At 46.1% G+C, this 21,011-nt stretch carries 22 protein-coding genes; 18 read left to right on the top strand and 4 right to left on the bottom strand.

Annotation, left to right across the window (positions count from 1 at the left end; all coding sequences use genetic code 11):
* Nucleotides 1-181: 181 nt before the first annotated feature.
* From KGF70_RS05235 to KGF70_RS05180, 12 genes are all read left to right on the top strand, one after another.
* On the top strand, nt 182-1,465 hold the full coding sequence (locus KGF70_RS05235) for a NupC/NupG family nucleoside CNT transporter (RefSeq protein ID WP_050339855.1): 1,284 nt from the start codon (nt 182-184) through the stop codon (nt 1,463-1,465).
* A 1,270-nt stretch (nt 1,466-2,735) separates the two neighbouring features.
* Nucleotides 2,736-3,470, top strand: coding sequence for a 16S rRNA (guanine(527)-N(7))-methyltransferase RsmG (gene rsmG / locus KGF70_RS05230; RefSeq protein WP_216768423.1), 735 nt, complete (start codon nt 2,736-2,738; stop codon nt 3,468-3,470).
* Nucleotides 3,471-3,492: 22 nt separating this feature from the next.
* A complete protein-coding gene (gene noc / locus KGF70_RS05225) occupies nt 3,493-4,344 on the top strand; it encodes a nucleoid occlusion protein (protein WP_050339854.1) in 852 nt (283 codons plus the stop codon).
* 2 nt (nt 4,345-4,346) lie between these two features.
* Nucleotides 4,347-5,114, top strand: a complete 768-nt coding sequence (locus tag KGF70_RS05220) for a ParA family protein (protein ID WP_003639831.1) — start codon at nt 4,347-4,349, stop codon at nt 5,112-5,114.
* On the top strand, nt 5,104-5,994 hold the full coding sequence (locus KGF70_RS05215; protein WP_050339853.1) for a ParB/RepB/Spo0J family partition protein: 891 nt from the start codon (nt 5,104-5,106) through the stop codon (nt 5,992-5,994). Before KGF70_RS05220 ends, KGF70_RS05215 begins: the two co-directional genes overlap by 11 nt.
* Before the next feature lie 79 nt (nt 5,995-6,073).
* Nucleotides 6,074-6,265 (top strand): DUF951 domain-containing protein, encoded by a 192-nt coding sequence (locus KGF70_RS05210; RefSeq protein ID WP_003639829.1) that lies wholly within the window; start codon nt 6,074-6,076, stop codon nt 6,263-6,265.
* 29 nt (nt 6,266-6,294) lie between these two features.
* Nucleotides 6,295-7,395, top strand: coding sequence for a redox-regulated ATPase YchF (gene ychF / locus KGF70_RS05205; protein ID WP_216768422.1), 1,101 nt, complete (start codon nt 6,295-6,297; stop codon nt 7,393-7,395).
* Between the two features lie 19 nt (nt 7,396-7,414).
* Nucleotides 7,415-8,140 carry a DUF1129 domain-containing protein gene (locus tag KGF70_RS05200; RefSeq protein ID WP_003639827.1) on the top strand — a complete coding sequence of 242 codons (726 nt, stop codon included), beginning with the start codon at nt 7,415-7,417 and terminating at the stop codon, nt 8,138-8,140.
* A 461-nt stretch (nt 8,141-8,601) separates the two neighbouring features.
* Nucleotides 8,602-9,753 (top strand): IMP dehydrogenase, encoded by a 1,152-nt coding sequence (locus KGF70_RS05195; RefSeq protein WP_101874094.1) that lies wholly within the window; start codon nt 8,602-8,604, stop codon nt 9,751-9,753.
* A gap of 490 nt (nt 9,754-10,243) precedes the next feature.
* On the top strand, nt 10,244-10,933 hold the full coding sequence (locus KGF70_RS05190; RefSeq protein WP_003639824.1) for a response regulator transcription factor: 690 nt from the start codon (nt 10,244-10,246) through the stop codon (nt 10,931-10,933).
* Nucleotides 10,934-10,947: 14 nt separating this feature from the next.
* Nucleotides 10,948-12,108 carry a cell wall metabolism sensor histidine kinase WalK gene (locus KGF70_RS05185; protein ID WP_050339852.1) on the top strand — a complete coding sequence of 387 codons (1,161 nt, stop codon included), beginning with the start codon at nt 10,948-10,950 and terminating at the stop codon, nt 12,106-12,108.
* Nucleotides 12,109-12,171: 63 nt separating this feature from the next.
* Nucleotides 12,172-13,506: a D-alanyl-D-alanine carboxypeptidase family protein gene (locus tag KGF70_RS05180; RefSeq protein ID WP_216768417.1), complete on the top strand. Its 1,335-nt coding sequence runs from the start codon at nt 12,172-12,174 to the stop codon at nt 13,504-13,506.
* A gap of 152 nt (nt 13,507-13,658) precedes the next feature.
* On the opposite strand, the gene KGF70_RS05175 is transcribed toward KGF70_RS05180, so the two are convergent.
* Complete coding sequence (locus KGF70_RS05175) at nt 13,659-14,333, bottom strand: GDSL-type esterase/lipase family protein (RefSeq protein WP_216768415.1); 675 nt, start codon at nt 14,331-14,333, stop codon at nt 13,659-13,661.
* Nucleotides 14,334-14,463: 130 nt separating this feature from the next.
* Here KGF70_RS05175 and KGF70_RS05170 point away from each other — a divergent pair, with 130 nt between their 5' ends.
* From KGF70_RS05170 to KGF70_RS05150, 5 genes are all read left to right on the top strand, one after another.
* On the top strand, nt 14,464-14,877 hold the full coding sequence (locus KGF70_RS05170; RefSeq protein ID WP_216768413.1) for a MarR family winged helix-turn-helix transcriptional regulator: 414 nt from the start codon (nt 14,464-14,466) through the stop codon (nt 14,875-14,877).
* 481 nt (nt 14,878-15,358) lie between these two features.
* Nucleotides 15,359-15,856 carry a GNAT family N-acetyltransferase gene (locus KGF70_RS05165; RefSeq protein ID WP_216786418.1) on the top strand — a complete coding sequence of 166 codons (498 nt, stop codon included), beginning with the start codon at nt 15,359-15,361 and terminating at the stop codon, nt 15,854-15,856.
* A 136-nt stretch (nt 15,857-15,992) separates the two neighbouring features.
* The gene (locus KGF70_RS05160; protein ID WP_021337274.1) at nt 15,993-16,778 is read left to right on the top strand and encodes an AzlC family ABC transporter permease; all 786 of its coding nucleotides are present in this window, start codon (nt 15,993-15,995) and stop codon (nt 16,776-16,778) included.
* Between the two features lie 20 nt (nt 16,779-16,798).
* Entirely contained in the window at nt 16,799-17,149 is a 351-nt protein-coding gene (locus KGF70_RS05155) for an AzlD domain-containing protein (protein ID WP_003642419.1), read from the top strand.
* 68 nt (nt 17,150-17,217) lie between these two features.
* Complete coding sequence (locus KGF70_RS05150) at nt 17,218-17,934, top strand: sulfite exporter TauE/SafE family protein (RefSeq protein ID WP_105921047.1); 717 nt, start codon at nt 17,218-17,220, stop codon at nt 17,932-17,934.
* 161 nt (nt 17,935-18,095) lie between these two features.
* Here the strand turns inward: KGF70_RS05150 and KGF70_RS05145 are convergent, their stop codons facing one another.
* From KGF70_RS05145 to KGF70_RS05135, 3 genes are read right to left on the bottom strand one after another with little or no spacing between them, the layout of a single operon-like run.
* Nucleotides 18,096-18,530, bottom strand: a complete 435-nt coding sequence (locus KGF70_RS05145) for a hypothetical protein (RefSeq protein WP_050339842.1) — start codon at nt 18,528-18,530, stop codon at nt 18,096-18,098.
* Nucleotides 18,531-18,581: 51 nt separating this feature from the next.
* Nucleotides 18,582-19,136, bottom strand: a complete 555-nt coding sequence (locus KGF70_RS05140; RefSeq protein ID WP_105921665.1) for a DUF4352 domain-containing protein — start codon at nt 19,134-19,136, stop codon at nt 18,582-18,584.
* 9 nt (nt 19,137-19,145) lie between these two features.
* The gene (locus tag KGF70_RS05135; RefSeq protein ID WP_088770627.1) at nt 19,146-19,508 is read right to left on the bottom strand and encodes a DUF4064 domain-containing protein; all 363 of its coding nucleotides are present in this window, start codon (nt 19,506-19,508) and stop codon (nt 19,146-19,148) included.
* A gap of 66 nt (nt 19,509-19,574) precedes the next feature.
* Between KGF70_RS05135 and KGF70_RS05130 the strand changes: the two genes are divergently transcribed.
* The gene (locus tag KGF70_RS05130; RefSeq protein WP_253954802.1) at nt 19,575-20,660 is read left to right on the top strand and encodes a protein kinase; all 1,086 of its coding nucleotides are present in this window, start codon (nt 19,575-19,577) and stop codon (nt 20,658-20,660) included.
* Nucleotides 20,661-21,011: the final 351 nt, after the last annotated feature.

The following is a 21,011-nucleotide window of genomic DNA, read 5'->3' as shown; positions in this document are numbered from 1 at the left end:
GGGTTAAGCTTTAACGGCGTCTTATCAAATCTGGATTGACCTTTTTACTAAATTGGTACGGTCTACTTAAGAACTTAATCTTTTCTTTAAAAAGTGCTACCGCATCAGGTCATTAAATGGTAAATTAATAGAAGTAGTTTTGTCATATTTCTTACATTCATAGGGAAGAGGGATTATTCACATGGTCTTTAACTTGGTAGTTAATATTATTGGGATCGTGGTTTTCATTGCCATTGCCTACTTATTCTCCAAGCAAAAGCACGCCATTAACTGGCGTTCAGTTGGTGTCATGTTAGTACTAGAAGTCTTATTGGCATGGTTCTTAACGGGGTCACAAATCGGTGTTGACGCGGTCAAAGCGGCAGCGGATGGGTTTACTTGGCTCGTTAATGTTTCATACGATGGGATCGCCTTCGCATTGGCTAGTTGGGTCAATGTTAAGTCGATGGACTTTGTCACTAGTTCATTATTACCAATCTTGTTGATTGTGCCATTATTCGATATTTTGACCTATATTGGCGTTTTACCATGGATTATCAAATGGGTCGGCCGCGGGTTAGCTTACATTACCGGTCAACCAAAGTTCGAATCATTCTTCGTTGTTGAAATGATGTTCTTAGGTAACACGGAAGCCCTCGCTGTTTCACAATTACAGTTGAAGCAGATGAAGGCGCAACGGAACTTGACGATCGCAATGATGTCAATGAGTTGTGTGACCGCGTCAATCTTAGGGGCATACATTAAGATGATGCCTGGTCAGTTTATTTTAACTGCGGTACCAATGAACGTTTTAAACGCCGCAATTATTGCTGCTATTCTGAATCCGGTCGATGTTAAGCCGGAAGAAGATACCATTGCCAAAATCTCTGGTAGCGCAGCTGTTGAAGAAACTACCGAGACCACTGAAACGAGCGGCTCTGAAGAATTAGCTCATGAACAAGTTAAAGAAGCTAAGCCAGCTCGCGAACCATTCTTCTCTTTCTTAGGCGATTCAATTTTAGGCGCTGGGCGCCTGATTCTGATTATCGCTGCTAACGTTATCGCCTTCGTTGCGTTAGCGAAATTAATTGATAAATTATTAGGTTTGATCAACAGCAATTTATCACTTGAAAATATCTTTGGGGTCATCATGTTCCCATTTGCTTGGTTACTCGGGTTCAATCCTAGTGATGCCTTCCAAATGGCTTCGTACATGGGGACCAAGTTAGTTACTAACGAATTCGTTGTCATGGGTGAAGTGACCAGCAAAATCAATGATTATGCCCCTCACTTCCGGGCAGTCTTGACGGTCTTCTTAACTTCCTTCGCGAACTTCTCAACGATTGGGATGATTATTGGGGCCTTCAAGGGAATCGTTAGTCGTGAAAAGAACGACTTGATTTCACGGAACGTCGGCTACATGCTATTATCTGGTATTTTAGTTTCACTATTATCTGCTGGTGTCGTTGGCCTATTCGTTTGGTAAACCAACCAGTCATTATTTAATTACGGAGAGCGTCAGCATATGCTGGCCTCTTTTTTTATTACGCTTTTCGGTAGCTGGCATGACTTACTGTTGAAACGTGCCGGTTAGTTCAAAGTCAAAGGCGGCCAGCTGAGGCCCGCTGGGAATAGTGCGAGTTCGCGTAAACTTGCTGTAGTGGATGCTTCCTACACCGGCTTCCAGGCATTCTGGGCAATGGCCGTGACGTGGTGGGTACAGGTTTGAGCCGACAACCCGCGTCTCAAACACTGGCCTTCCACTAACCAAGCAAAGAACGCTTGCTAAGTGGAATTTCACCACTGGGCCTTGCCTAGAATACCTTCCAGCCGGGATGGTGTTCGAAAGGCAGACATATGCGAACTCAACTTTTGATAGATTGGTCATTGATTCTTAACATACGGTTATTTTAAGCATTCAAACTGTAAGGTGAGCTACTGTTTTCACTAAGTTATCCTAACTTGTATTTGAACGTTATAAATCAATAGCATCACTGAGCATTGTTATTTTTCTAGTCGACCGAGATTACAAACCTTGAATCCTAGACGAAAGGCAATACTATCGGTGAATTTTAAAGCTAGTTACCAGTAATACTTATCAATGATCTTTAGACCGTCTTCACAGGATTTACATGCCACAAATCAGCGTCATTGCTGATTATGAGTTTATCTGAAGGATCAGTCGCCCAATATTCAGTGATCAATTGCACCAATTTAGGTGGCCGTTTATCTGCCATTCGAGCGGCTTCCCGACTGGAGGGGCTGGCTGACAATGCTCAGTAGCCAAATTATTCTTAGTCGGAAGTGATTTTCTTCCGGCTTAGAATAAGACTCGTATTTGAAATTGCGCAGTGATTTTCTGCGTGAGTTCAAATCGATGTCGGCTACGTTCCAGCAATTGTCAGCCGGCCCCGGAAGTCGGACTATGGCGCGCACGTGCAGACGAACAAGCATCTGAATTAACCGGCACGTTTTAACAGTGATTAGTACTGGTAATCATTAGCGTGTTATGTGGTAGTGTGAGTGATGTGATCGTGAGAACGGGAGGGCGGCAATGGCGTGCGAAAAAAATCATAATCGATATCGCTAGGGAAGATGACTGGAAAGGTAGTCTTTTCAAGGCTTTTCACGATTAAATCGGCGGGCCGCAACATTGATTTTGCGTGCTATTTACGTTAAAGTTATGAGGTGACGTGAAACATTAGGTTGTTTCACAAAAAGAGGACGAATGTGACCCTTTTAAGGAGTATTTACGAATGAATCCAGAAGAATTTACACAAGCGCTAGCTCAGCATGGTATTGCGTTAACGGCGAAGCAATTGGCGCAATTTGCAACGTATTTCAAATTGTTGGTCGCAACCAATCAGCAGTTTAATCTCACCACGATTACAGCCGAACCAGAAGTGTATCTGAAACACTTTTATGATTCGTTGACACCGGCATTTTACGTTCCGGCGTTGCGTGAACAGCCACTGACGATTTGTGATGTGGGTGCCGGGGCTGGTTTTCCATCCATTCCATTGAAAATCGCTTTTCCACAACTACAAGTGACGATCGTTGACTCGTTGAACAAGCGCATCAATTTCTTAAAGGATTTGGTGCAACAACTAGACGTGGAAGACGTTCAATTGTTCCACGATCGCGCGGAGACGTTTGCCGGTAAGAAGTCCGTGCATCGTGAAAGCTACGATGTGGTAACGGCCCGTGCAGTGGCGCGGTTGTCTGTACTGAGTGAGCTATGTTTGCCGCTAGTGAAAGTCGGTGGGCAGATGGTGGCGTTAAAAGCGGCCAATGCCCGGACTGAAACGGCGGAGGGGACGTACGCGGTACAGCAATTAGGCGGTAAGATCGTGCAGGACACGGCCTTCACGTTGCCGGTAACGGATGACCCGCGGCATATCATTGTCATTGACAAGCGCAAGCCGTCACCAAAACGTTATCCACGTAAACCGGGAACACCGGCTAAACAGCCGTTAACGGCGCCAATGTAATGTAAGGTGGGGAGGTATTTCAATGGCATTTTCTTTATTTGGTTCCAATCGTGATAAACACAAAGATGAGACGGCTGCAGCGCCGACCGACCAGCAAATCGTTCGGATTCCGGTCACTGCCATTATTCCCAACCGGTTTCAACCTCGGCAAGTCTTCGATGAAGCTGGAATCAACGAATTAGCGACGACGATTGCTGACCACGGGTTGTTACAACCGATCGTCTTACGAGAATATGAACCTCAAAAATACGAGATTATTGCGGGTGAACGCCGTTTCCGTGCCGTTTCATCACTGCACTGGGCAGATGTGCCCGCTATTATTCAGAAAATGGATGATGGTGAGACGGCTTCAATGGCGCTGATTGAAAACCTGCAACGCCAGGATTTGACGTCGATTGAAGAAGCTCGGGCTTATCAAGAATTGATGGAACTCAATCACTTGACCCAGTCCGCGTTGGCGAAAGAGTTGGGCAAGAGCCAGTCATTAGTGGCGAACAAGTTGCGATTATTGAAGCTTGCTCAACCCGTTCAAACTGCACTACTGCAACGTCAAATCAGTGAGCGGCATGGACGTGCGTTACTTAATTTGGACGTGGCGCAACAGCCAGCTGTTTTGAAGCAGGTCGTCTCAGATCAGCTGACGGTGAAGGAGACTGAGCAGTTAGTCGCAAAACAGCAAACGCCGCACAAGCCTAAACGGAAGCGGGCGCGCGGGTTGACTGGCGATACGCGCATTGCAGTCAACACAATCAAAAAATCAATCAAGATGGTCACGGATGCCGGCCTTCCAGTTAAAACGCATGAGGAAGAGACGACGGATGGCTATCGAATTACAATTGAAATTCCAAAAAATCAACCAAGGGGTGATCAATAATTATGGGAACCGTAATTGCACTCGCTAACCAAAAAGGTGGCGTTGGCAAGACGACAACGAGTATTAATCTCGGAGCCAGTCTGGTCGAATTAGGCCAAAAAGTCTTATTAATTGATACGGATGCGCAAGGGAATGCCACGAGTGGCCTCGGTATTCAGAAGTCGACCATTGAACGTGAAATTTATGACGTTTTGATCAATGACGTTCCCATCAAAGAGACGATTATCCCAACGAGTCACAAGGGCTTGGATATTGTGCCAGCGACAATTCAATTGTCCGGGGCTGAAATCGAACTAACCCCAATGATGGCGCGTGAGACTCGTTTGCGTGACGCAATCGATGACGTGAAAGCAGACTATGATTACATCTTGATCGATTGTCCGCCTTCGCTGGGGCTACTGACGATCAACGCTTTTACCGCCTGCGATTCGATTCTGATTCCTGTTCAGAGTGAATACTATGCGCTGGAAGGGCTCAGTCAATTATTAAATACGATCAAGTTAGTTCAAAAACATTTTAATAAACAACTCCGTATCGAAGGCGTCTTACTCACGATGTACGATGCCCGGACCAATCTGGGTGCACAGGTCAACGAGGAAGTCCGCAAATACTTCAAGGATGCCGTTTATAAGACGATCATCCCTCGAAACGTTCGCTTGTCTGAGGCGCCAAGTCACGGTTTGTCAATCGTGGATTATGATGCGCGTTCGAAGGGTGCACAAGTATACTTAGCTCTAGCAAAGGAAGTGTTGGCTGCTCATGGCAAGTAAAGATAAAGATAATAAGGCACTAGGACGCGGAATTGGCGCGCTATTTGCCGATGTTAATGAACCAGCTAGTGAAGAGTCCGTCGTTGATTTGGACCTCAAAGATATTCATGCCAATCCCTATCAGCCACGGCGTACCTTTGACCAGACTGCTTTAAAAGAATTGGCGAGCTCAATTGAAAAGTCTGGCGTTTTCCAGCCAATCATTGTGCGGCAGCCGGATGCGGAAATCAACAAGTACGAGATCATTGCCGGCGAACGCCGTTTTCGGGCTTCTAAATTAGCCCATCAGACGACGATTCCAGCCATCGTGCGTGATGTCACTGAAGAACAGATGATGGAAGTTGCCGTGCTGGAGAATTTGCAACGGGAAGACTTAACACCGCTGGAAGAAGCCGAAGCTTACGATTCTTTGATGAAGAAGCTGAAGTTGACGCAAGCTGAGGTTTCCAAACGACTAGGCAAGAGTCGGCCATACATCGCCAACTACTTACGCCTATTAGGACTTCCGGATGGCGTCAAGCAGTACATTCAAAAAGGGCAGTTGTCGATGGGACAAGCCCGGACACTGTTATCGCTGAAGGATAAGACCAAGCTAGCGCCATTGGCAAAACGGGTCGTCAAAGATAACTTAACCGTGCGGCAGCTGGAACAAATCGTCGCACGTTATAATGGTGAGGATCAAAAGCCCGCTAAAAAAGTGGCTGTTAAGAAATCACCGTACATTCGTGCCAGTGAGGAACAGTTGCAAGAAAAATTTGGGACTGCCGTTTCAATTTCAGCCAAGGCCAATAAGAAGGATCAGGGGAAGATTGAGATCCCATACTTATCTAACGAGGATTTGACGCGTATTTTGGAAATCTTGAGTATTGACTTGAACTAGTTTGGACGCGTCAGTTGGGTGCTGATATTCAGCTGAACGTTTAAACGCAAATAAATTATTTTATAAAGGAGCGTTGCGCATGTATGATTTAGGTGATATTGTCGAAATGAAGAAGGCGCATCCGTGTGGTGTCAATCGCTGGGAGATTACCCGGATGGGTGCCGACATTAAAATCAAATGTACGGGATGCGGTCACGTGGTCATGATGCCGCGTCGCGAATTCAATAAGAAACTCAAAAAAGTATTAGAAAGCAAAGCCGACCAAGCTTAATTATTAAAAAGGAAGAGTGAATAACCGATATGGCACTTACAGCAGGTATCGTTGGGTTACCAAACGTTGGTAAATCCACATTGTTTAACGCAATTACGAAGGCGGGCGCCGAAATGGCCAACTACCCATTCGCGACCATCGATCCAAACGTTGGGATGGTGGAAGTTCCCGACAAGCGACTCGATCGCATTCAAGAAATTATTCCAGCTAAGAACGTCGTCCCAACGACGTTTGAATTTACCGATATTGCCGGAATCGTTAAGGGCGCTAGCAAGGGTGAAGGTCTGGGGAACAAGTTCCTAGAAAACATTCGCCAAGTTGATGCCATCGTGCACGTTGTCCGGGCTTTTGATGACGATAACATTACCCATGTGACGGGGAAAGTCGACCCACAGGATGATATTGAAACCATCAACTTAGAGTTGAGTCTGGCGGATCTAGAAGCCGTTGACAAGCGTTTAGCTAAGGTTCAACGGGCTGCTAAGGGGAATGATAAGGAAGCCAAGGCTGAATTAGCGGTTTTGGAAAAAATCAAGCCAGCCCTCGAAGCCGGCAAACCAGTTCGTTCCCTTGAATTCAACGAAGACGACCAACAAATCGTCAAGGGATTATTCTTGTTGACGTCCAAACCAGTGCTGTACGTGGCGAACATCGCTGAAGATGATATGGCGGACCCTGAAAATTCCAAGTACTTCCAAGTCGTTGCGGACTACGCCAAGCAGGAAGGGGCCCAAGCAATTGGTGTCGCTGCTGAAACGGAAGAAGAAATCGCCGAATTGGATGATGACGACAAGGCCGACTTCCTAGCCGCGGAAGGTGTCGAAGAACCTGGTTTGAATAAGCTGATTCGGGCTTCTTACAAGCTCTTAGGCCTTGAAACCTTCTTCACGGCTGGTGGCAAGGAAACCCGTGCCTGGACGTTTAAACGCGGTACTAAGGCGCCTCAAGCAGCCGGTATTATTCACTCTGACTTTGAACGTGGTTTTATTCGGGCTGAAGTGATGTCATTTGACGCGTTGGATGAAGCTGGTTCGGAAGCAAAAGTTAAGGAAAATGGTAAGTTACGTTTGGAAGGTAAAGACTATGTCATGCAAGACGGTGACATCGTTGAATTCCGCTTCAACGTTTAGCTGAAAGGAGCAATGTATCGTGAGTGAGAGCGAAACTTCAAAGACACCAAGGAATGCAGCTGCTGGTGCTAAGCAGGTCAAAGCAGCTGAACGGCCGATTCATGAAGCCACTGAGCTGACTAAGCGGAATGCAGAATATATGCGGCAGATGCGCAAGTCATTGGACGCCACATCACTAACCGGTGAACGCAAAACGGCCGTGTTAGATGAAATGACGGCGACCCTCTTGGCTGAACAGGGCCGCGGCACGACCGCCCGTCAATTATACGGGACGGTCCAAGAACGAACAGAGGAAATCGTTAATCCGAAGAAGACACCGGTCGAACGTCAAAAGGCCAACTACTGGGTCACGGCGTTGGATAATGGGCTGATGTTATTCATGATCTTCTGCTTGATGTACGGGATCATGGGCTTCATCGGCAATAATGCCACTAAGAACTCCGCGGGTGCCAACGGGATCACCGCGATCTTGATTACGTCAGCCATCGGGGGCTTAGGGGTTGCGAAGTTGTTTGAATACCTCATGCCAACCAAGGATGGTAAGAAGGTTTCCCTCTGGAAGAAGATTGCCTGGTCAGTGCTAGCCATTATCGTTTGGATGTTGGTCTTCACGACGATGTCAATGATTCAAGGGCCATTGAACCCTGTCTTACCAGGTATCGCTTACTTGATCATCGCTGTCGTGGTCTTCTTTGTCCGGATGTGGTTAAAGCGCCGGTTCAATATTACGACGAGCATGTTTTAGAGCCACGACTGATTAGACTGGTGTGGATTACGCCTGAATTCAAACGCGGGCAGCCAGTCAATTAGCTTAACTGGGCGCTGAATGCACTCGGTAGTCTTAATAGTGACAACGAAACTTAAAAATGAACGTCCCCAAGTCAGGGTACAACTGATTTGGGGGCGTTTTTGGGTTGCCTACAGTTGGCTGGAGCGCCGGTGATTAACTTGAAACGGTGGCACTTAATATTAGTGAGCCGTACCGAATGATATTGTGGTGAGAGCCGCTTTAGCTAGCCTGATGTCAGCACCGGATAGCGATAGTGACAACCAGCCGTTTCCAGCACTAGTTACGATGGCTGGTCAGGTTACGAATTTACTAATGAAAAATAAGAACTTTCTGAAAATGAACGTAACCCCTTGCATTTATGCGGATGTTTTGTTACCTTTACAGATAAAAATAAAAACATAAGGAGCTAACGTTCAATGTCTAATTGGGATACAAAGTTTGGAAAAAAGGGTTACACGTTCGATGATGTACTATTAATTCCGGCCGAAAGTCATGTTTTACCGAATGAAGTCAATTTAGGTGTTAAACTTGCCGATAATTTGCAGCTGAATATTCCAATTATCAGTGCGGGAATGGACACTGTTTCAGAATCCGCAATGGGAATTGCCATGGCTAACCAAGGTGGCTTGGCAGTTATCCATAAGAACTTAAGCATTGAAGCGCAAGCTGAAGAAGTTAAGAAGGTCAAAGCAGTCGTTAAGGATGATGACCATCCGCACGCCGCTGTTGACGCCAATAACCACTTATTAGCCGTTGCAGCCGTTGGGGTAACGAGCGATACCTTTGACCGTGCCGAAGCCTTATTTACGGCTGGTGCCGATGCGATCGTGATCGATACGGCCCATGGTCATTCAGCCGGTGTTCTGCGCAAGATCAAGGAAATTCGGGAACACTTTCCAAAGCAGACCTTGATTGCTGGTAACGTCGCCACTGCTGAAGGAACCCGTGCTTTGTTTGAAGCCGGCGTCGATGTTGTCAAAGTTGGTATCGGCCCTGGCTCGATTTGTACGACACGGATCGTTGCTGGTGTTGGGGTGCCTCAATTGACGGCCGTTTATGACGCAGCTAGCGTGGCCCGTGAATATGGTAAGCCAATCATTGCCGATGGTGGGATCAAGTATTCCGGTGATATCGTGAAAGCCTTAGCTGCTGGTGGGAACGCCGTCATGCTCGGTAGCATGTTAGCCGGTACGACGGAAGCACCTGGTGAAGTGGTCTTCGATGATGGTCGTCAATACAAGTTCTACCGTGGCATGGGTTCTGTTGGTGCGATGTCACAAGCTCATGGGTCATCTGACCGGTACTTCCAAGGTGGCGTGAACGAAGCCAACAAGTTAGTACCTGAAGGGGTTGAAGGTCGCGTCCCATTCAAGGGTAGCGTCAATGATATCATCTTCCAGATGCTCGGTGGCTTACGTTCCGGGATGGGTTACGTTGGTGCGAAGGATATTGACGCGTTGATCGATAATGCGCAATTCGTTGAAATTTCCGGCGCTGGTTTACGCGAATCACATCCACACGAAATTCAAATTACTAAGAATGCGCCTAACTATTCAGTTAATGGCTAAATCAAATTCGGGGATGTCCAGGTGATGGGCATCTCTTTTTTTGTTGGGTGAGATTTCAAGAATTTGTAAATGAATTAGGTAAGGGCTGTCAAGTTCATTATGACTGACTAAGCTCGTAACACAGCTATTTAATCTTGCTTATTATTTACTGTATCGCCTCATCACGCGTTTTTATTAGGCTGAACGGCCTGATTGCGCTATGATGGACCTATTAATTGGCTAATAATTCGGGGCGTCCTGCCACGTTGTCTGACGTGTTTGGGTCATCAGCAACGTAAGCGCAAGATTCGCTTACTGTGGTAGCGTTGTTGAACCGGTAAATAAAGTGAAACGCAATGAAGACTAGTATGGCGAATTCATGCGACGCCACCAAGTCGTTAACTCCAGCGACACATAATAGTTGCGTTTTCCCTAAAATCAACCGTTAAGTGCCAAGTTAGTCCGGTTTTTTGGTAAAATAAAAGCAGGATTATTTAAGGAGACTAATATAATGAAAATTTTAGTAGTCGATGACGACAAAGAAATTGCACAACTATTAGAAATTTATATAAAAAATGAAGGCTATGAGCCAATTAGCGCCTACAATGGCCGCGAAGCACTGACTAAGTTAAATACGAACCCAGATATAGCCCTAATGATTTTGGATATCATGATGCCCGAAATGGACGGTATCGAAGTTATCAAGGAAGTTCGGAAGGATTCACAATTACCAATTCTTGTCCTATCCGCCAAAACTGGTGACATGGATAAGATTCAAGGGCTGATTACTGGGGCAGACGACTATGTCACCAAGCCATTCAACCCACTGGAAATCATGGCCCGGGTCAAGTCACTCTTGCGGCGTTCTGAGAATAATGTCACGACCACTGAACCAGATGTGTTGGATATTGGCCCGTTGACGATCAACAAGGATTCGCATGAAGTTAAGACGCTGACTGGTAAGGATATTCAATTAACGGCCTTGGAATTCGGTATTTTATACCTATTGGCAAGTCACCCCAACCGGGTCTTTTCGGCGGATGATATTTTTGAACGTGTTTGGCAACAAGAGAGCATTGTGTCGGCTAAGACCGTGATGGTGCACGTGAGTCATTTACGGGATAAGATTGAAGAAGCGACGAATGGTGAAAAAGTCATTCAGACCGTTTGGGGCGTTGGTTATAAGATTGAAGCGCGTTAAGTGAGGGTTAACTTGTGAAATTAACGGGACGCGAAAAAAGTGAACTGTTTTTTGAAGGAGTAGTAACGGTTATTTTGCTACTCCTTTTAAACTTGTCGATCGTGGTCTTGATCAACAGTACGATTGCGCATAATCCGGGCCTCCAAAGTGGGATTTTCCAAATTAAACGGTCCATCAAAATTGGCCCGAACAATTACCAACTCTGGAGTTATGAGAATATCTTCATCGGCTTAATGCTGGTGGCAGACGGATTCGTACTGTATTGGCGGCTGATTCGGCGCTATAAACAAATGCAATTGCGCCACATTATTAGCGAATTACATTACATTGCTGCCGGGCACTTTGACCACCGGATTGATTTTAATCTGACTGGCGATACCCAACGCGTGGTTGAAAGCGTCAATGCGTTAGTCGATTCAGCAATTCATTCGATGGATGAAGAACGCGAGATCGAGCGGTCCAAGGATGCGCTGATCACGAATGTCAGCCACGATATTCGAACGCCGCTGACGTCGATTATCGGCTATCTCGGGCTGATTGAGAATAAGCAGTACCAATCGAGCGAGGACTTGGTCAAATACGCCCATATCGCTTATTTAAAGGCCACTCAGATGAAATCACTGGTCGAGGACTTGTTTGAATATACGAAGTCACGGCAAACGGAGACGCCACTTGCGATTTCTAAGCTGAACCTGACAGCGATGTTGGAACAATTGGCGGCGAGTTTTGAATTGGAAGCCAATAAGAAGCATCTGACGATTCAAGTCGAGACGGGGCCGCAACCGATTTATTTAGAGGCGGATGCGGAAAAACTCGGCCGCGTGTTCAGCAATCTGATTACGAACGCATTCAAATATGGGACGGGTGCCAAAAATATTTTCTTGCAGGCCGAGCAACGCGATGATGAAGTCGTGATTCACGTCACCAACGATGGCAAACGGATTCCCGCTGAATCCCTGGGCCGGCTGTTTGAACGATTCTATCGGGTTGAAGAATCACGTTCCAAAGCGACGGGCGGGTCTGGACTAGGGCTAGCCATCGCTCAGAGCATCGTCGACCATCACGGTGGCTACATTTATGCGCAGAGTGATGATGAGCAGACGAGCTTTGTGATCCATCTTCCTGTGAAGCATGACCACCCATTAACAAAAAAACAGTCAAATATGATAAATTAGCTTGTTTCCATGCACATAATTATTTAAACTAAACATAGCATTCAGGAAAGGGATAATTGAGAAATGAGATTTGCGGGAAAGTTAAAGAAACTTGTGATTGCCCTCGTTGCGGCGGTCACGTTTAGTACGGCTGGTTTAGGCATTGCAGGTGCTGACTTACAGGCCCAAGCCGCCAGCACACCATCGATTTCAGCGAAAGCGGCCATTGCCGTGGACGCGTCGACTGGTCAGATTCTGTACGACAAGAATAGTACGAAGCCAATGGCGATTGCCTCAATGACTAAGATGTTGAGTACGTACCTCATTCTTAAGGCCATCCACGAAGGCAAGTTATCGTGGAATCAAAAAATCAGTGTCAGCAAGGCTGTCGCTAAGATGAGTCAGAATACGGAATATGCGAACGTGCCATTATTATCAACCAAGACTTATTCCGTACGGCAATTGTACAATGCAACTGAAATCTACTCCGCTAACGCCGCCGTTACAGCTTTAGGTGACGCGGTCGCCGGTAGTCCACACAAATTCGTTAGTTTGATGCGGAAGACGGCTAAATCGTGGGGCATCACGGATGCAACGATTATTAACGCCAGCGGGCTGACCAACAAGGAAGTTGGGAGTACGATCGGTTACAGCAACGTCTCTGGTAGCACTGAAAACGAAATGTCAGCGCAAGATGTTGCCACTGTTGCGCAAAAATTATTATCCACTTATCCTGAAGTCCTGAAGACTTCTAGCATCGCCCATGCCTGGTTTGAAAAGGGTACGAGTTCCGCAACGAAGATGGATAACCGGAACTACATGCTGAAGGGCTTAGTTAAGCACTATTCTGCATTGCCTGTTGATGGGTTGAAGACCGGGACTTCCACTAAGGCTGGGAATGCCTTCACTGGAACGGTCAAGTTCAGCAATGGTAACCGGATCATTACCGTCGTTATGCATGCTGGTGCCGCCAATGATAGTGGGACGGAACGGTTTACGCAAACGGCCGAAATCATGTCGTACGTCTACCACAACTTCACGACGACGACCATCAACAAGAATGGGACGATCAATGGCACCAAGTCAGTTGACGTTCAAGATGGGAAGGCATTGACTTCGAAGCTGGTATCAAACAGTAAGGCCACTAAAGTTTACTTACCAACTGGTTCTGACGCTAGTTCAGTTACTGGGAAAGTCAGCTTGAAGAAGTCAGCAACGACGTCTGGCAAGCTACAAGCACCGGTCAAAAATGGCAAAACGGTCGGGACTGCTAAGTTAAGCCTTAACAAGAAGACCATTCAAGTGGTCGATGGGACGACTAGCAAGACGATGACCGTCAACGTTACGCCTAAGAAGTCCATCGACAAAGCAAACATCTTTGTTCGGATGTGGCGCGGCGTTCGTAGCTGGTTTAACTAGCGCGTTACGTGACTGAAATTATCGTAAAGTCCGATTTGATTTTGACAATTAACGTTAGTCGAATGACTTATTAAAAAATCGCTTCGCTAGAATTTGTAATTCTGGTGAGGCGATTTTTTTGATGCTAGTTCATATCATTGGGCGAGTGATGGTTATTTCAAATAAGGTAACATATTATTAAAAATGATGTCATAGCCAGCAGGAAGTGGATGGAGACCGTCAAAAGTGAGTGTTTTCTTTAAATTACCCGCGGTATCCGTTAACCCAGCGTTTAAGTCAATGAAATCGAAGTGATGCTTTGTAGCTAGCGCTTTGACTTTGATATTGGCTGCCATTGTCATCGCATTAGTCCGATGTTGCGCAACATTCGGATGGGGATCATCAGTGGGATTAAAGTCGGCGACGGTGTTGATTGGGTAATAGGCCATAATATAGACTTGTGTATTCGGCAGCTTGTTAGCAATTAGCGTCATTATCTGATCATAATTATGCATCATGGTTTCTTCTGGTAGGTTAAAGCTCATGTCATTTGCACCGATTTGTAGGAACAGGATACTGGGTTGGAGCTCAAAAATCAGGGTATCCATATGCGCAAGTTCGTCGGCAGTGGTCATTGCGCGAATGCCACGATTATAGATTTTATGTTTGAGCTGTAATTTTGTTTGTAGCGCTTCAATTGGAAAAATTTCAACGGTCGATGAGCCAGTGATGACAATCTGCCCTTTGAGTGCGGTTTGATTGGCGGTAGCATATTTGTTTAGAATGGTTTGTTGAAACTTAACGATGCGCGGATCGAGATTGGTTACCTGGATTGATTCGTTAGTCATGATAAAACCTCATTTCTAAATAATGTTAGTTAAACTAACTGTTTGCAATGCTAACTCTAAATAGTTAGTATTGCAAACAGTTTTGATGACTAATTTTATTTGGTATACTTGAACCATGGAGTGTGAGAATATGGTAGATACTGAAGCAACAATTGCATTATTTCACCAAGTCGTCCGTGGTGAAGAGGTACTAGTACGCGAAAGAATGGCCAAACCTATCCCAACACAGCAATTGATGGTCTTAGCTTTCATTGTTGCCCATCCAGGCGTTATTCAACGAAACATTGTTGACCTGATTGGACGAAAAGCCGCAACCGTATCGGTGATGTTAAAAAATATGGAAAAGCAGGGGTTGATTACACGGCAAATACCGAGTGATAACTCGCGAAACAAGAAGATTTTCGTAACTGATGAAGGCCGTAAGCTCACTGAGAGGTTTAAAGAAACCCGCCAGCAAGTCCACGAAGAAATGTTAGCCAACTTATCGACGGATGAACGACAAGAATTGCGACAACTAGTGGCCAAAATCAAAATACCAGATTAGCGGGTTGGTGTACTAGTTGTCCTCGATGTGTGGGAACAGTCGGATTGATATCATTGGATAATAATGGTGAAAAGTATTGCGGATTCGCTCGATTGAATTGTATCAGGTCTAAGCGGGTGAATTCTTTTAGAACCAATTAGATTGTAAAAGCTTGGTGATGTATATGAAGATGGCCTTTGATATTTGAATCTGGTAGATGCGTGATGTGAGTTCGCATTCAGCCTTAATAATGATGAGACGTGTGATTACTTAAGTTTAAAGATAGCTGATTTAAAATAGCTGGAAACAATTTGAGTTTAATCTATTTTTCCTGTTCCAGCGTTGTCAGCCAGCCCCGGAAGTCGGACTAAGGCGCACATCGGCAGACGAACAATAATCCAACTCATTCGATAAAATCCGAGTCGAATTTAGTTAGCATAACTTCCAATCAAATGTATAATTAAACTGAGAGTAATCGTTAAGACGAATGGAGTGGGAAGCTATGAGTGTGTCATTACGCATCGCAACAATGTCGGATTTACCAATTATTGTGGATATTTATAACCAAACGATTCCAAGTCATCAGGTGACTGCTGACCTTAAGCCAGTCACGGTGGAGCAGCGGCGGCCGTGGTTTTTGAGCCATACGCCAGAACACTATCCAATGTGGGTCGTGATCAACGATGACTTAGTGATTGGCTGGGTCAGTTTATCGCCATTCTACGGGCGCGCGGCTTACGCGAAGACTAGTGAAATTTCAGTCTATTTGGATCGTAGCGTTCAAGGTAAGGGCCTGGGTAGTCAAGTGCTGGCATTGATTCCACAAAAGCTACCAGCACTGGGGTTAACGGCGATTGTCGCGTACATTTTTTCAAGTAATATGGCCAGCATTAAGCTCTTTAAAAAATTTGGTTATGAACAGTGGGGGTTCCTGCCAGCAGTGGCTGAGTTAGGTGGTCGTCCTAACGATTTGGTGATTTTGGGACAACATTTTAAGTGAAAAATAGTTAAGGAACCGCTTACATACGCTGAAAAACTTAACAAGGTGTAGGATTGCTATAAAAAACATGTTAAAATTAAGTTCGAGTGTCTAAGTAGTTCGACGCTCAACATTGTTGCTAGAATTCTTTACTGGTATGGTACTGGAGGCATTCTTGGTGAAAAAGAACGAGCCAAATTGGTTAGTGGTATTGCGGACTGTGATGCCACTTGGGCTTAGCTATATTCCCATCGGGTTAGCGTGTGGGGTGCTCTTGCATGCGGCCGGGTTCAACCATCTACTGACGGCGTTAATTTCGGTAATGGTCTTTTCCGGTGGCGCCCAATTTTTAATCGCATCGATGCTGACAATCAATGCACCGATGACAACCATTATTTTGATGATGTTTTTCTTGGAGTTACGGTACGCCTTGTTAGGTTCCAGCCTATCGCGTTACTTAAAAGGGCAATCGCTACCGTTTATTTTTACGTTTGCGTTTTCGATGAATGATGAAAACTACGCGGTCAACTACTTAAAGTTCGCAACCGATAAGCATTGGAAACCATCACAAGCACTGTTGGTCGAACACTATTCGTTGCTATTCTGGACCGTCAGTAACATTGTCGGGAGTCTGATTGGCAGTGCCCTGACGATTAATCTCCAAGTGGTCGATTTTGCGTTAACGGCGCTGTTCATTTATATGGCAATTATGCAAACTAAGAGTCGCTTGATCATCTTAGTTGCGATATTGTCTGGCGTTTTAACGATCGGGTTCCTAGTCTTGATGAAGAGTACGTTGGGCTTAGTCGTTTCAACGCTACTCGCATCATTGACCGGTTACTTTATTGAACGTTACTTGTTAGCACATAAGCCAGAAAGTCATTTACTCTATAAGGTTCACGATCCCACTGGCCCAGCAGCCATGGAAGAATCTGACAAGTAGGGCACAGAGGGGTTTTTCTTATGCAATCAGTCAGCTCAATGAGTAGTATGGACCACTTTTGGTTGGTCATTTTTTGTGCGTGTGTGGCCTTTATTCCACGCTTCTTTCCATTACTGTTCTTTACGAAGCGGAAGATTCCAGAATGGTTCAACGAGTGGATGCGGTTCGTACCCGTCTCACTGTTTACAGCGCTCGTTGTCAAAAGCGTCTTCATTGATAGTAAGTACGCGGTGATTACTTCGGGTAATCTGGGCATGATCATTTCAGCGATTCTCGTTGGATTTGTGGCCTACCGGACGCGTTCAATGACGTTGTCGGTGGTGATCGGCTTAGTATCAGTGATGATTTTCGTGTTGTTAATTCATATATGATGTTAGTTGGAACTGGATGATCCGGTTCTTTTTTATTATGGTTAAAATAATTGTGAGGAGGCCTGTAAATGACGTGGTTATTGGTATTCTTACCAGGACTGTTGGCAGGACTAGTCCAAGGCTTGACCGGCTTTGGGGCAGCAATCGTCATGATGATTTTTCTACCGCAACTTTTTTCAATTGCGCAAAGTGCTGCGGTTGCTGGGGTGATTATGGCGGCAAGCGTACTGACTTTGGTTTGGCGGAATCGGCACCATATTCATTTACGCCAAATCGTGATTCCGTTTATCATCTACGCGAGTGTAGCGGCCTATTCAGTGCATCTCGGTCAAGAATTGGATGTGCAACTATTACGCCGGTTACTCGGGGCCTTATTAGTGGCGTTGGCAATTTACTTCAGTCTAAGCAAACGCGCGGCCACCCAAGTCTACCCGTGGTGGCTAGCCGGAATCTTTATGATTATTTCAGGCTTTTTCAATGGCCTGTTTGGTATCGGTGGCCCCTTAATGGCACTGTATTTTCTTTCGTTGGCAGATACAACGGCTGATTATTTGGGTAACTTACAAACCTTCTTCTTAATTGATGTCGTCTATATCTCAACGGTGCGGGTGCTCAACGGCATTTTGACACCAGTTCTGATTCCAAATATCTTGATTGGAATGGTCGGGGCGGTCATTGGGACTGCAATTGCGGCACGCATCCTACCGCATTTACCGATGACAACGGTGCGCCACCTGATTTACCTGTTTATTGGATTGAGCGGGAGCTATTATCTTTTTATTTAAGCGCTTCGTCAAGTGAAGTTGATAGACTGTAAATCTTATTTAGCGGTATCCCGGCAGCGACATAAAAAACGACTGATTCAAAGCGACCTTCATAATAGGCCGTGACTTGAATCAGTCGTTTTGTATTAATCAGTGAATTTGAGTGCCCGCCCCAGTCCGTGCTAATCAGCTGCGGTAATTGTCCCTAATCCGTATTGGTAGAGAAGCTCGTCAGTACGGTCTAAATCATAGCGCTGGCTGAGTGCAAAGATAATCAGTGCATCCCATTCATCTTTGGCATACAAGACGGCATAGCCGGTTCGTTTGAGCATCGTATTGAGCTCAGTCAGTGAAAGCTTGAACCCAAAGCCTAACGCAATCATGCGTGCCCGGTTGGGGCGGCGTTTGCCATCAAAATACTGGTAGCCAATCGATGGCGTCAGATTGGCTTGTCGGATGACCTGACTTTTAGTGACCTGCTTAACCTGAATCAGCTCGGCAAGGTATTCAGCTGGGTTGGTGCGGATGAAACTGCTGGCCATATTTGTCATAAATTGATCGGCCTCACTTGCTTGTTCGATTTCGTTGAAAAGTTCACTCGTTTTACGTTCTGTCACGACTGGCCCTCCTTAATACGTGTGGTTTGATTAGTATTAGTTTACCAGAGATTATTGCAATTTAAAGGTCAAATGACGATCACTGAAGTAACTTGGGTTATAAATCAGTTCAACGGTCCCGTTCGCTTTGGCTTGGCCGGTCATGGTTCCACTGACGGTCCCACCAGCGGTCAAGTCGCCACTATCCAGTTGGTCATTCGCATCAATGTTGATTTCATCCAGACTGGTTTGGTTGCCAGCGGCTTTGATTTCGAAGTCGTAAGGGTTGTAGGAGACTTTTTCCTTACCGATATTTTTGAGCTTGACCGTCACGGTGTAATACTGATTGCCAGTTTTCGGCTGATCATCATCCAGTGTCGTGGCCGTTTTGACATCGGTCACTGTCACCTGAACGTGATCGATGGTGGCCGTTTCGCCAACTTTGTAAACGCGCTTGGTTGTGGCCTTTTTCGAGCTAGATTTCTGACTCGTGGCCTGTTTGGCAGATGCGGCCTTAGAATTAGTCGCGTCATCGGGCGAGTTGACGATGCCGATGACGATAAAGGCGCCGAGGGCAATGAGCACCCAGACCCACCAACGTTGATACCATGATTTGCTTGTCTTCATATGCTTGACCTACTTTCTCAGTGCTAAGCCGCCTGCGATGACGATCAGTAGGCCGCTTAAAATCCCAAAGGCGCTAACGAACACGAAATTCAGAATTCCGCATAAGATAATTAACCAGCCCATCAAGACGTGGTTGCGGTTAATAAAGGCGCTCAAAATGATAGCTAATGCGGAGACGACGATACAACCGACGCCGAGATTACTAACACCGGCGCTACCGCTGGCTTCAAGAGCGCTACCGATACCGCCGATCGTCATGGCGAGTAGTCCGGCAATGATACCAAAGATACCGCCAATGATACCGAGAACTAATTCGGCCGTCCGAGAGCGGGGTACTGATGTGGTGAGATCGGTTTGACTATTTTTTGACATTGTAATTCCTCCAAAAGTATGGTTATGATAAGTGTTGATAATTTAAGTAAAAAGGGGGGCCGCCGGTTGTTACCAATTGTGCAGGCGATGCAATTATTGAGCGAAGCGGGCTACGAACCACTGGGGCCGCTGTTGCCAACACGCGAATTTCCATTATTAGTTAAAAAGCAACAAGTGGTGTCCGTCGCAAAAATCGTGCGTGATGACAATCTACCCGTCTTGCAACGACTCAAGCAGCAACCGGTTCCCCGGATGCCCCAAATTGAGGCGTTATTAACGCGGCCGGATTGTGTCGTCAGTATCGAAACGCTGATCAACGGTCAGACTCTGGCCGACCAACTGCGAACCCAGGGGCCTTTTTCCCCTGAAATGACGGCCCGGGTTGCAACGGAACTGTCACAGACTTTACAAGCACTAGCTGACCGTGAAATCGTGCATCGCGACTTAAAACTCAGCAACGTGATGTGTTATCGCGACCACTATTACTTGATTGACGTGAATGCGGCCCGACAGCACCATGTCGCCCAAAACGCAGATACCCGCTTACTCGGAACGAGTGGTTTTGCGGCCCCCGAGAACTATGGGTTTGCTCAGACCGACCAACGAAGTGATATTTACTCGCTAGGGGTGGTCTTGAACTGCTTACTAACGGGTCAGGAGCCCCGCGGTCCATTGGATACAGCGACCCGCACTGCGGATGAGGTCTGGGGCCCGATTATTGCCCAAGCCACGGCACTGGACCCAGACCAACGCTATCAAAGCGCTACGGCGATGCTCGCTGCCATCCCGGGCAAGTCGGCGCCGGTAAGCCCGCAACCCAAACCAGATACGCCTAAACGGCAAGCGTTTAAAGTCCAGTTAACTGCCAAGTGGCAACACCGGCTACAACGTGGACTCGTAATCACGTTGTGGGTTTTGTATGGGCTCTTAATTCTCGGCTTAATGGGTGCTGGTTGGGACCAGGCGACCGTTGCTGCCAAAATTAACTTTTGGTCGAGCGGCTTTTTGATGTTCGTTGCCCCGTTAATCGCTCATTATTTCAATCGTTGGCTCAAGCAACAGTGGTCGTCCAAGCAATGGTCCCGTTACCGTTGGTGGTTGCGCATCGCCGAAACGGTCGCCATTTTGGCGGGAATCATTTACATTGGATAATGTACATTGGCTGGTTAACCATTCGCTAGTACGTTAATTATCATAATCGTTACGATGCTAAAAGGCTTATGCAAAATGCATAACTGTTGGGTCATTTCAATTTGGGTGTTGTGGGCCACACCAATATAAGTGCTAGCGGACCTGTAAGTTTAGACTATGACTAAGCGCTGCTATATTAGTCGCGACTGATAGGAAGTCGCTGGTTGATTGTCATCAGCAATAATCCGTTTATATAGAAATAATCGGCCATTCTAGTGTTTTAGATTGCCGGTTAATCACGAAAAATTCAATGTCCGACTAGTTATGCACAACTAGCCGGACTTTTTTAACGTTTTGGTGATATTTTGAGAT

Source organism: Lactiplantibacillus sp. 7.2.4, from assembly GCF_018991185.1.
Classification (GTDB): domain Bacteria; phylum Bacillota; class Bacilli; order Lactobacillales; family Lactobacillaceae; genus Lactiplantibacillus; species Lactiplantibacillus pentosus.
This window is presented reverse-complemented; position numbering and strand designations above follow the sequence as displayed.